The organism is Chthonomonas sp., assembly GCF_035294165.1.
Taxonomy (GTDB): domain Bacteria; phylum Armatimonadota; class Chthonomonadetes; order Chthonomonadales; family Chthonomonadaceae; genus Chthonomonas.
The window spans coordinates 40,609-52,884 of record NZ_DATGLN010000256.1 but is presented as its reverse complement, the minus strand read 5'-3'; the positions used below and the strand labels follow the sequence as shown (position 1 = coordinate 52,884).

The following is a 12,276-nucleotide window of genomic DNA, read 5'->3' as shown; positions in this document are numbered from 1 at the left end:
ATTCCCTCCTCAATAGCCTAACGGCCTTCTGGAATATCTGCCGATCTCGCTATAGCCTGTTGTCGCCTCATGAGGCGTTGTTTTACCTGCCACGGCACATAAAATGGAGCGATAATACCAAAGACAATAAGCAGTCCACTGCGCCACAACCACCCACGTGTCTGCTCCTCCCCTATAGATTGTAGCAACATGCATCGTGCCGGATTGTTGGGAAGATAGATCACATGTACTGGCATCCCCGGCCTAGCATAAGACCAGGTATCATAGGTAACGGGCTAGCCCCCTCATACGTCTGCCCGTTCACCTTAAACAGATAGTCTGTCAGATAGATCGTCGTTCTCGATCCTGTTGTATACCGATAGTTCACCACTCCAGGAGCGCCCACTCCTTGGCTCTTCAGCAAGTGGTACAAGGCCAACTTTTGGTTCGCCTGTACTATTCCGGCAATGCCCATGCCCACACACAGAACGGCGCCAATTCTTGAGAGAATAGTCACGGTTTTTAACTCTTTGCTTATCTGCTTTTCAGCCTGCTGCTCGCCCTTTTGTCTAACGGAGGCAGGAAGCACATTCTCTAGGTAAGAACGCAAAGGAAGGTAGCCGGCGCGCTGACTGCTATAGCTGAATTTCTTGCCGGAATAGTGAAGGCGTAATATCTCAAAAGTGCCATAACGATGAACGAAAGGGTAGACATAAAAGCTATCAACCTTTTCAAGGGGAATCTCCATGCTTCGCCAAATTCCCCTCAGAACGAGTTTCTGCCCATCCACATGCAAGGTTTTCATAAAACTATAAAGCGCCCCTAGCAAGCTTAGAAAGCCCCCAACGAAAAGCGCCACTTCCACGGATGGGTAGGATAGTTGAGAATTGGCCCCTCCATGCGCCGCAAACTCGGAAGTATGCGTTACAAAGAAAACCAAGCCGACTCCGAAAAAGGTGAGCGATCCAAGCAGCCACAACAACGCCAGGCTACGCACAGGATGAAGCTCTATCCCTTTAGCGCGTATTCGATCGGCCTGACGCCGTAATACCTCTTGCAAACGTCGAATAAGCTCCGCCTCGAAAACCTCCGATGACCCTACAACTTCCGGGTTAATCGTCAGCCTGCGACCATCTACACCCCACAACACGATACGGCGCCATGGATATACTCCTGTGTCCGTCACAGCCTCTATCGAGTCCCAGCGCAGTTTTTGAACGCCTAGCGGCGTGAGCTTTACTAACTCCTCCTCTTCCAAACCATAAGAAACAAATGAATCCCATAAAACTGGAGCGGCGTAAACCAGCAAGGCGAGCATCCCCCAGACGCATAGCACAAACGCGATCATCATTGTGATAAAAGCTGCTGTTGGCTCGCCCTGCATGGCCATATTGTTCAACAGCCCCCAGAACCATCCAACGGGCACCAGCAGTAAAAAGATCGCTATCAGCATCAAGAATAGAGCACCTAGGCGATTCCACCAAGACCCATAGTACCCCTGCATCTTCTTCCTTCCTCCCTCTCACACAGCTTGTGACACTCTGTTAGGGCTAAAGACCTACAGCTCTCGCAGTTGCCTGCGAGCTAGGTGAACATGAGGCAAATACCTCAGTCAATCTTTATGAACTTCCCCACTGCCACGCGAGGATACCTCCCGAATAGCCCGACTTCAGCTGCACCTCTAACCGCAGCTTTGTCGTCTCTACCGGAACAAAGTCTACACGATTGAAACAGTTTTTTTGCACCCCATAGTCGCCATTCGTTTCTACAGGCTGCCATTGCGAGCCGTTCCACCACAAAATCCTCCATGCTGCAGGCACGCGACATCCACCGCCAATCGTCTCATCATCGAACCAGTAGACACGGCACCAACTTACCCGCTCACTCTTAGCAAAATCGTATTCCACCCACTCCGAAGTTCCTCTGTGATCCCACCACGTAAAGCGGGGTAGGCTCTGGTCGGCGGAACTTGTTGGAATCTGCAGGTTTTTTAGCGCCTCCACGCTATCGCTCGGATTACACCAAGAGGCCGAAGCGGTTGCCCGATTTTCTGGAATCCAGTCATGCGCGTCCGGTCCCTCTCCTACTAGCGGAAAGGCCGAAACACGCAGACGCGCACAGCCCATCGGAATCAGCGCAACGGTCTCAGTTGGCGACGCAGATCGAACAGGACTTTGCTGCAACTCCCCAATAAGCCCATCTGGCTCTGCCGTCCACTGAGGAATCTGCTTTGCCCTCACTTTTAGTACAACCGGAGCGCTGGTCGGAGAGAACGGTTGGACGGGAAAGGGGTCTTTGCGTTCTTCAACAGAAACGGAGGTGGACGGATGGCGCAAATCAAGCACTAGTCCATAATTCCATGAGGTGGTTGGAAACACCTCATACGCCGGCCATTTCGCGGTGCCACCGTAGCGCACCCACCGCTCTCCGATGCGTAGAGAGTAGGCCAGAGGCCCTCGGTAGAGAGAGATGGCATTGTGATTGGCACGCCAAACCTTCACCCGAACCGACATCGGAAAGGTAAGCTCTACGGTATCATGCGACCGCCACAGCCTCTGCAGCACAATCCAACCGCCGTTCCCTATCGTGGGCGCATCTCGCCTCTCACCGTTCACTTTAAGGACAGGGTGTGTACACCACGCCGGTACCCGCAGCACGAGAGGAAACGCTGATGCCCTCTTCATAGAAAGCCTCAGATAAATGTGCTCGTCGAACGGGTAGCGTGTCTCTTCATGGAGGGTCACCGTTTCGCCATGCCCCACCCTCGCCGTTACCGTACTGGGCGCGTAGAGAACAGCCGCTAGGCCATTGCCACCCGTGGCCATCCAAAGGTGTTCGGTAAAGTAGGGCCACCCAAAAGCCACATTATGTTGGCAGCAACGATAGTCGTAGGGGTTATAAGAGAGCATGTCGCCGCCATCTTGTAATAGGGGCGCCTTGCTTGCACGATCGAGTTGGATCATATTGGGTGCCGTAAGATAATGCAACCCTTTGAGATCGGGCGTCATAGAGGCAGGGAGCGAGTTGAACGCCACGTCTTCACAACGATCGGCCCAGTGCGGATCGCCGGAGATGCTCGTGAGCATCTCGTCACTGTACATTACCTCCACCATGGCGCAGGTCTCTGCGGCTTGACGAGGCCCTGTATACCCAGGCCGAGCATTCTCATCCGCCCCAATCATGCCACCTGGCACCTGACCAAAAAGCCCCCAAGCGGTATGATAGTCTCTCACCGTGTCCTGGTAGTAGCGCGGGTCACCCGTAACTTCATAGAACTCGGCCGGTTCCCGAAATCCCTCGCATAGGTTTACCCCGTGCCAACTCGCCACTCCATCCGCCCAATCGGCGGTATGCTCATGGGTGCGCTTGGCCAAATCAAGCAACCACTTCTCTCCGGTACGATTGTAAAGCCAAAGAATGCTATCCAAGTTGTCCCCACCACGCACCTTCTGCCAACTATCCGGCAGGAACTGATTGAGGGGCAGCCCGGCTTCCCAACGAAAATAGCGCTCCATAAAGGGGATCACGCGCTTATCGCCGGTCGCCTCATAGTAGGTGCGAAGGGCATACAAAGCCAGCATGTTGGGCCACAGGTCTTTGGCCTCCCTATTCGCCTCCGGCCCAAAATAGCCATCTGGCCTCTGGCTGTTTAAAATGCCATCAATCCAGCGTCGTGCTTCCCGAATAATGTGCCTATCCCTCAAAAGATAGCCTAAGCTTGTATAGCCTCGGAGCCAGTAGGGAAGCTCTTCCCAACCGTTCTTGCCCTCGCCCGTTGGGCTTACCCAAGCGCTGCCATCGAACTGACACCAGGGGCTTATCTCCGTGAGATGTCCGGTGAAACCATTGCTCATCAACACCAACTGCTCTTTTAGCCATCCCTCCGGCCGAACTGCCCCCACAGGCAACGGTATGAGCGGTTGAGGTACCAGGGGCGGACGATTGCCCGTATAGAATGCGTTTCTTCCCAACCTAGGTAAAACGGCGTATGTCTTTACCCGTATAGGCTCTGGCTTTTGCTGTTGTGCAGCAGCACGCAGTCCTATACTACAAACACTGCCTAACAGCAAAACCGCAAGCACCGCGTTTTGTCTTTTCATCGTTGTCCCTGCTCTAAAAAGTTATTGCCTGTCATCGTCGTGATGCACGACTTTAACCGCAATTTCCTTATCTATCAAGCTTTTCGATCTGAAACAGCCGCCACAGCTGGCTGTAGAGCTACCAAAAAACTAGCCCTTTCACCATCGGCAAAGAGCAATGGCCTATCAAGGCCTCTCGCTCTTGACAAAACCGCTCTACACAGGGGTACAATGGTTGTAGCAATGGGCGGTTGGCTCAGGGGTAGAGCGCCTCGTTCACACCGAGGAGGTCGCTGGTTCAAATCCAGCACTGCCCATTTTTATTTTGCGTAATTCACCCACAGCACATCAGTACGTTTATCCTTTGTGGAATGGATGGTTCGCGTCGGGCCGACGTGTTTGAACCATTTCGGGCTTGGGTAGAGACGATCCATCTGCTCGCATTCGTAACCCGACACCGCTACAAGCCCTTGAACCGAATTGAGCATCCGCGCAAGCTCCTCATGCTGTTCATTGCTCATTTCATAAGCATAGGCCCTTCTATCGCCGCGCGTTTCGTGGAGATAGGGCGGATCGTAGTAGAACAAGGTGCTAGGCGAATCGTACAACTGGATGACCTCAAGTGCCGGTCTATTCTCGATTTGAACGCGCAGCAAACGCAATGCGATTTCGGGCAAGTCCTCAACTGCCCCTAACCATCGAGAAACAGCGCCGGCCATGCCCGAACGACTTGTGTTCCTACAGTTAGCCCAGCGGCCGATTGAGGCCGATTGCGCTAAGCCGGTACGCACCTGTCGTGCCCGCACATAAAAACGTCGGGCGCGCTCCAAGGGGTCAAGCGTTGGGTCAATTTGACAAGCAAGGGCAAACTCCTCCCGCGAGAAAGGCGTTAAAGCAATAGCGCGAATAAGTCGCTCGGCATCTTCACGAAGAACACGAAAGAAGTTCGTCACCTCTCCATCTATATCGTTATAAGTTTCAACCGGAGAGGGATCACGATTTAACAACACGGCACCCGACCCCCCAAACGGTTCGCAGTAGTGATGAGTTTTGGGCAGCAGACGAAGCAACCAGTCTAGATGAGAAAACTTTCCGCCGTACCATCCGAACGCAAGCAGTTTCTTGGAGCTTTGTTTTACCACAGGCGAAGACGCATGGTTCCTTTTCATCGTCATAGAGCCGATTCTTCTTTCCTAAGGGAGGTCGCTTCTATAATACCTTAATCCTTCTTCCTCCTAACCAAGATCTGCTCTCCTGTTGACATCACCTTAAAAGGTCGTTATAATTGGCACAAATTCTGTGGCTTTTCGGAGAACTGGCTTTGGAAATACGCTCCATCCCTATCGATCAGATCGTTGCCGATACGGCACAACCCCGCAAACATCACGATGAGGAGAGTTTGCAGGGGCTAGCCGACAGCATTCGTCAGCATGGTCTGCTAAACCCTATAACCGTTACGCCCATCCCCGGCTCTTCTCATTACCGCATCGTTACCGGTGAACGGCGTTGGCGTGCCGCCAAGCTGGCCCGTCTCGAAACCCTTCCCTGTGTGGTGCGTGAGATCACCGAAGAGGAACGCCTCACCGAACAGATCATCGAAAACCTCCAACGCGAAGACCTCCAGCCCCTTGAAAAAGCGCGCGCCATCCAGCAAATTAAAGAGACCCTCAACCTTACCACACGTGAAGTGGCCCGGCGGCTGGGTTTGTCGGAACGTACCGTGAACTATATTCTCGACCTGCTCTCCCTCCCTGAAGAGATCGGCGAGGCCGTGGTCTCTAGTCCCAATAGGCCGGCAGCCGGCCAACTTACCGAAAAACATGCCCGCTACCTTAAACAGTTGAATCCCTACCCAGAACTGCAGCAACAGGTGGTGGAACACATTCAACAGGAGCGCCTTAACAGCGAAGAGACCGAAAAGCTTGTTCGCGCCATACGCACCGACCCCAAACGCGCCCATGAGATTTTGGAGTCGGCCCCCGAGCAGAGAGAACAGATTTACCAGGAGCTTCGCCAAGCCCCTATGGAGGAGGATCGCTACGCCGTTGTAGAAACCTATGCGCCTCGCAGTCAGGCTGCCCAAAAAGTTTTGGATATGCTGCCACTGCTGGCCGATATCGAGGTCTCACATCTTCCGAAGGACGACCTCACCGCACTTCAGGAGGCCCTCCGCTCCCTACAGATGGCCGTTGAAAGCCTATTGCGTGCCTGTGAACAACGTAGCCCAGATTTCTAGCAATACGGTACACTATAGCAAGAAAATAGGGGCTTTTGCCCCACAACCAATAGCCTTTATGGCGACGCTCTGCAAAGAGGAACAGAAACCATGACACAGGTTGCACCTCGTGGCCCGTTGGCCTTTCGACTGATTATGCGCGAGGATGGCATCGCGCGGGAGCTTGGTGGCGAACTGACCCAGGCCGTTAGCGAGACCGACTTTCTGTTGCGCAAAGCACTCGACCTCGGTGCTTCCGACATTCACCTGCAGCCGGAACGCAATCGCATGCTTGTTCGCTATCGCATAGATGGCGTAATGCATGATGTGGGGCAACTTTCGATAGACATTGTGCCCAACATTCTCGCACGCCTTAAGCTTGCTGCCGGCATGCACATAGACGAACGAAGAGAGCCACAAGACGGCCGCATTGACATGGAATACGGCACCCGAAAGCTGAGCGCTCGCGTCTCCGTGTTGCCCATGCTGAACGGGGAAAAAATGGTGCTGCGCATCCTCGATCCGGTTGGCGCCCGCGTGGAGCTAGATAAGCTGGGAATGCCGCCCGACGTGCTGCAAAAATGGAGCCAGGCCATCCAATCTGCCTACGGTATGGTGCTCGTCACCGGCCCCACAGGCAGCGGTAAAACCTCGACCCTCTATGCCTCCATCAACAAGTTAGACCGCACCCGACGTAACATCGTTACCGTAGAAGACCCCATTGAGTATGAGTTTGCCGACCACATCACCCAAGTCCAGGTTACCGAACGTATGACCTTCCCTCGCGTCATGCGGGCCTTCCTTCGCCAAGACCCCGACGTCATGATGGTCGGAGAGATGCGCGACCCCGAATCGCTATCAATCGGCATCCAGGCGAGCTTAACCGGCCACCTTGTCCTTTCGTCCCTTCATACCAACAACGCAGTGGAGACCATCGGGCGTATGATGGATATGGGTGGGGAACCCTATCTCATCGCCTCTACCCTCCAGGCCGTTATGGCCCAACGCCTTGTACGCACCATATGCCTTAACTGCAAACAGACCTACCAGCCTCCTCGTGACGAGCTTATCGAAATAGGTCTCAACCCCGACGCCATGCAAGGAAAAACTTTCTACAAAGGCGCCGGTTGCGAACAGTGCCGTAAAACCGGCTTCCGTGGGCGCATCGGCATTTTCGAGATTTTGGTGAGCACGCCGGAGTTGCGCGAAATGATAGCGCGCCGAGCCACCATCGGAGAGATTTATGAATACGCACGCAAAAAACAGCAGATGCGCACCATGCTGGAAGACGGACACCAAAAGATTTTCGCCGGGCTTACAACTCCCCGAGAGGTCTTCACCGCCGTCTACTCCACCATGACCTCCGGCTTGACCCCCGGTATGGAAAACGGAGGGCTGGGATGAGAAGCCGAAGCTTCTTATCCCCCCTCTGTTTGCTCCTTCTCCTCTGCTCGCTCGGCCGCTGCCTAGGGCAAGTCGATCCGTTTGCTCATAAAGACAACCCTTTCCTCATCGCCTTCACCCTCGCCTGGCACGTTCCCTTGCCCGATTACACGGAACTTATCGAGCCTTTCCCTATCCGGCAAGATAAAGAAGACGACCTCCTACTGCTGATCGGCTCCGCAAGCAGCACCGATTTTCGACGCCAACTGTTGCTCACCCATTGGGACGGCTTTCGCTTCGCAACCGATGCCACGGCATCCTTTATCGGATGGGCCACCGACCCTCTCATCGCCGGCCATTTCGCCGACTCTTGGCCAACGCTTGCCACGCCGGAAAACACCGACGCTCAACTGCCAAAAAACAAGATCGTGAAACCTCAAAAGCTTCCCATGGTGCAGATCGTTACCTCCGGCGGCATCTTCATGTGGAAAGGCGGAGGTTTTGAACGCCTCAGCGATCCCCCTCCGGCGCTTCGCTTCAGCCTGATCTGCCCTGCTCAACTCGACCGTCTTGCCTGCGGCAACGGCGACAATACCTCCATTTGGACGCTCAACTCCGGCAAACTCGTAACCGATGACCTTCACCTAAACCCCACCGAGGAAGGCTACCCTCATTGGGGCGTCGGCACCTACCCTTTTGAAGGCCGGCAAAACCTCACCTCCAACATCCTCTATGCCCAAGCCTACTGGCAAGGCCAACGAAGATGGCTCATCGGGGTTTTACCATCGGACACAAGCGGCGATTCGTCGCCCGGCAACGACCGCCTCATTGTCTACGTCCCAAAAGCCGACGAGCGCGACAAAACCTTCTGGCAATTGACTCGTTTTGACGATTATGAAGAGAGCTGGCGTAGCGACCCACTGCCGGGGAAAGTCCTCGATGTGCGTATCGGCGACCCACGAGACGAGGGGAAGATAGGTCTGCTTGCGCTCGTAGATGAGGGCAAAGGAAAACGCGAACTCTACTGCTTTCAACCGATCCGCTGACGCCATCTCCAACAGAGTGAACCTAATCGTTTAGTTTTCACAAAAAACACACGGAGAGACCAGACAGCAGGTAGTATGAAAGATCAAACTCGTTCAGTTGTCGTAGGTATAGCCGGTGGTTCGGCCTCCGGAAAGACCACTCTCGTTCAGCACCTTACGCATGCACTTGCCAACGGCAGTCCTCCGCTCCATACGGAGGTGCTCGGCATGGACCGTTATTTCTATCGTGGTGCACCCGGCGGGCCTACCTTCATCTCTCCCACTACCGGCGAACGACTTCCCGATAACAACCACCCAAACTCCGCCGATAATACACGGCTCATCGCCGATATTGAGGCGCTTCGCGCCTCAGAAAACGCCCCCGACGTCATCCTCGTGGAAGGCCTGATGGCACTTCATGTGCCCGAACTTCGCGAGTGGTTCGACCTTCGCCTCTTTGTTGAGCTAGATGCCGACCTACGTGCCCTTCGACGCCTTCTTCGAGATATGCAGGGCGGACGCGGAAGCACCGACCCCCACTGGATCGCCACCTACTATCGAGAGTGCGCTCGCGTGGGGCACGCTGCCTATGTAGAACCGTCGCGCGTCCATGCCGACCTCATTGTAAGAGGTGACGCCGATTTTCAACGCATTGCCCCCTACCTCGCCGCCATCGTTCGTGAATTGTGGAATACTCGAAGGAGCCAGCATGAATAGCGACCTCACTATCGCACAATCCGTGAATCCACGCCCCATTAGCGAGGTGGCAGCCGACTTAGGTCTTACTCTCAACGACCTTGAGCTTTACGGTACCTATAAAGCCAAGATAGGATACTCTGCAATCGCTCGGCTTTTGAACACTCCCGCTCACTCAGAAGGCAAAATTGTGCTGATGACCGCCATCACACCCACCACTGCCGGGGAGGGCAAAACCACGGTGACTGTGGGCTTAGGGCAGGCTCTTTGCCGACTGGGAAAGCGCGCCATTGTCGCCATTCGTGAGCCTTCTATGGGACCGGTTTTTGGCTTGAAGGGTGGCGCCGCCGGAGGCGGTTATGCTCAGGTTATCCCCATGGAGGACATCAACCTTCACTTCACAGGCGACATGCACGCCATTGGCGCCGCCCACAACCTGCTTGCCGCCGCAATAGACAATCATTTGCATCACGGCAATCGTCTTAACATAGACCCTCTTACCATCTCCTTTCCCCGTGTCGTGGATATGAACGATCGGGCTTTGCGTCATATCGTCATCGGGTTAGGAGGCACGCAAGGAGGGATCCCCCGCGAATCGCGCTTTTTCATTACCGTTGCCTCTGAAGTCATGGCTATTTTGTGCCTCAGCAACCACCTTGGAGAGCTGAAAGAGCGCTTGGGCAAAATCGTCGTTGGACGCAACCGTGACGGTGAAGCGATAACGGCCGCCGATCTCAAAGTGCATGGTGCCATGACGGTTCTCTTGCGCGATGCTCTCAAGCCCAATTTAGTGCAAACTTTGGAAGGCACACCCGCCTTCGTGCACGGAGGCCCCTTTGGCAACATAGCACACGGTTGCAGCAGCATCATCGCCACCAAACTGGCGCGCCGCTTGGGCGAGATCGTCGTTACCGAGGCCGGATTTGGGGCCGACCTCGGCTTTGAAAAGTACTGCGATATCGTCGCCCCTAGCGCCAATCTACCCCCCGATGCCGTGGTCATTGTTGCCACCATTCGCGCCCTCAAAATGCATGGCGGCGTTCGTAAACAGAAGCTTGACGAGGAGAATCTCAAGGCACTTGAGGACGGACTGGCCAATCTCGAACGCCATGTGAGCATCGTGCAGCAGGTCAAAATCCCCTTTGTGATCGCTATCAATCGCTTCTCCTCAGATACAACCAAAGAAATCGAGCTTGTACGAGAGTTTGCGAAAAGCAAGAACTGGCTTGTTGCCTCCTGCGACGTGTGGGGACAGGGAGGAAAAGGCGGAGAGGAGCTGGCTGTAGCGGTTCTACAGGCACTAGAGCAGCCCGCCCACTTTACCCCGTTCTACACCGAAGAAGGAAGTCTCTTCACCAAAATGGAGACTATCGCGAAGCGAGTGTATGGAGCCAACGGCATTGCTTTGGAGCCGGCCGCTTTGTCTCAAATGCGCTGGCTAGAGAAAAGGGGGTTTGGCCATCTCCGCGTCTGCATGGCAAAAACGCAATACTCTTTTAGCGACGACCCAAAAGCAGGCGGTGCACCCACCAACTTTACCATCCACATTCGGGAGTTGCGTCTTTCCGCAGGTGCCGGCTTCGTCGTGGCTCTTGCCGGTGATATTATGACCATGCCCGGCCTACCCGAAGTCCCCGCTGCCGAAAACATAGATATAGACGATACCGGTCGCATCATAGGGCTTTTCTAGCCTAGAAGCGATGGGCCAAAACAGAGCCTGCTTTGTTAGCTGAGGTGATCACATGAATTGTGTTGCATGTTAGATACCATTGCGTTTTTAGCCGATCAAGCAGCACAAAACACGCATCCAAGCGTAATATTAGGGTACAATCCCTAAAACGAACCGGTGATTCTTCGTAGACTAGCGATATACCACAGAAAAAGGAGGCTCCTTACGCAATGCGTTATCCTATAGGGTTCATGATGGCGCAAGCCCGTCATCGCTCCAAAATGGAAAAGGCGGGCATAACCCGCTATCCCACGGTGCTCATGCTTGAGCCCCTCTATACCTGCAATTTGGCCTGTATCGGCTGCTCCGTAGAGCGCCATACCGGCAAGCTAAAAGACCGTCTCAGCGTGGAAACCTGCCTCAAAGCGGTTGACGACTGCGGCGCCCCTATTGTGAACCTCTGTGGAGGCGAGCCTACCCTCTATCCGGAACTTAAAGAGCTGATCGAAGGGCTATTTGCACGCGACAAATACGTTATTCTCTGCACAAACGCTCTCAAACTCGACACGAAGGTGTTTGGCGTTATACCGCCCGATCCGCGCCTCTTCATTATGATCCACCTCGATGGACTTCGTGAAACGCACGATTACGTGTGTAATCGTGCCGGTGTGTTCGACAAAGCTATCGAGATGATGAAGCGCGCCGCCGAGCTAGGCTACTATGTCTATATCAACACCACCGTATATAAAGAGACCTCGGTAGAAGAGGTGGAGGCGCTCTGCAAACTGGTGGATGAACTGAAAGCTCAGGGCATTCTCGTTTCGCCGGGCTATGAATACGAAAGTGTGGAGCGCGACATCTTTCTTACCCGAGAACAGATTCACGAAAAGTTTCGACAGATACGTAGCTTTGCCGGCAAATACAAAGTCTGCGCCACCCCTCTCTTTCTCGAATTCGCAGCCGGTCTACGCGAGTTGCCCTGCTCGCCTTGGTCTACCGTCAACTATACCCCCATGGGGTGGAAGTCGCCCTGCTATCTGATCGGCGATCGCTACATCCCAGATTGGGAGACCTTCTGGAATACCACTAACTGGGAGTACTGGGAATCGCGCCTAGACCCGCGCTGTCAAAACTGCAAAATGCATAGCGGTTTCGAGCATAGTGCCGTCACCGAAGCTATGAAAACCCTCAAGGGGAAACTTCAGCTCGCCGCCTGGTCGCTTAAATAAA

General features: G+C 54.2%; 10 protein-coding genes and 1 tRNA gene. 7 read left to right on the top strand and 4 right to left on the bottom strand.

Annotation, left to right across the window (positions count from 1 at the left end; translation table 11 throughout):
• Window positions 1-17: 17 nt before the first annotated feature.
• The 3 genes from VKV29_RS14465 to VKV29_RS14455 form a co-directional block, all read right to left on the bottom strand.
• Entirely contained in the window at window positions 18-236 is a 219-nt protein-coding gene (locus VKV29_RS14465; RefSeq protein WP_324202027.1) for a hypothetical protein, read from the bottom strand.
• Complete coding sequence (locus VKV29_RS14460; protein WP_324202026.1) at window positions 221-1,483, bottom strand: hypothetical protein; 1,263 nt, start codon at window positions 1,481-1,483, stop codon at window positions 221-223. Before VKV29_RS14460 ends, VKV29_RS14465 begins: the two co-directional genes overlap by 16 nt.
• A gap of 115 nt (window positions 1,484-1,598) precedes the next feature.
• The gene (locus VKV29_RS14455) at window positions 1,599-4,079 is read right to left on the bottom strand and encodes a beta-L-arabinofuranosidase domain-containing protein (RefSeq protein WP_324202025.1); all 2,481 of its coding nucleotides are present in this window, start codon (window positions 4,077-4,079) and stop codon (window positions 1,599-1,601) included.
• A gap of 224 nt (window positions 4,080-4,303) precedes the next feature.
• Between VKV29_RS14455 and VKV29_RS14450 the strand changes: the two genes are divergently transcribed.
• A tRNA-Val gene (locus VKV29_RS14450) sits at window positions 4,304-4,375 on the top strand.
• Window positions 4,376-4,378: 3 nt separating this feature from the next.
• Here the strand turns inward: VKV29_RS14450 and VKV29_RS14445 are convergent.
• Entirely contained in the window at window positions 4,379-5,227 is an 849-nt protein-coding gene (locus VKV29_RS14445) for a DNA adenine methylase (protein WP_343217384.1), read from the bottom strand.
• Between the two features lie 116 nt (window positions 5,228-5,343).
• Between VKV29_RS14445 and VKV29_RS14440 the strand changes: the two genes are divergently transcribed.
• The 6 genes from VKV29_RS14440 (at window position 5,344) to hpnH (ending at window position 12,275) form a co-directional block, all read left to right on the top strand.
• Window positions 5,344-6,294: a ParB/RepB/Spo0J family partition protein gene (locus tag VKV29_RS14440; protein ID WP_324202023.1), complete on the top strand. Its 951-nt coding sequence runs from the start codon at window positions 5,344-5,346 to the stop codon at window positions 6,292-6,294.
• A 90-nt stretch (window positions 6,295-6,384) separates the two neighbouring features.
• Window positions 6,385-7,677, top strand: a complete 1,293-nt coding sequence (locus VKV29_RS14435) for a GspE/PulE family protein (protein WP_324202022.1) — start codon at window positions 6,385-6,387, stop codon at window positions 7,675-7,677.
• The gene (locus VKV29_RS14430) at window positions 7,674-8,702 is read left to right on the top strand and encodes a hypothetical protein (protein WP_324202021.1); all 1,029 of its coding nucleotides are present in this window, start codon (window positions 7,674-7,676) and stop codon (window positions 8,700-8,702) included. Before VKV29_RS14435 ends, VKV29_RS14430 begins: the two co-directional genes overlap by 4 nt.
• Before the next feature lie 75 nt (window positions 8,703-8,777).
• The gene (locus VKV29_RS14425; RefSeq protein WP_324202020.1) at window positions 8,778-9,398 is read left to right on the top strand and encodes a hypothetical protein; all 621 of its coding nucleotides are present in this window, start codon (window positions 8,778-8,780) and stop codon (window positions 9,396-9,398) included.
• Window positions 9,391-11,067, top strand: coding sequence for a formate--tetrahydrofolate ligase (locus tag VKV29_RS14420; RefSeq protein ID WP_324202019.1), 1,677 nt, complete (start codon window positions 9,391-9,393; stop codon window positions 11,065-11,067). The genes VKV29_RS14425 and VKV29_RS14420 overlap by 8 nt, the downstream gene beginning before the upstream one ends.
• A gap of 209 nt (window positions 11,068-11,276) precedes the next feature.
• Window positions 11,277-12,275, top strand: coding sequence for an adenosyl-hopene transferase HpnH (gene hpnH / locus VKV29_RS14415; RefSeq protein WP_324202018.1), 999 nt, complete (start codon window positions 11,277-11,279; stop codon window positions 12,273-12,275).
• Window position 12,276: the final 1 nt, after the last annotated feature.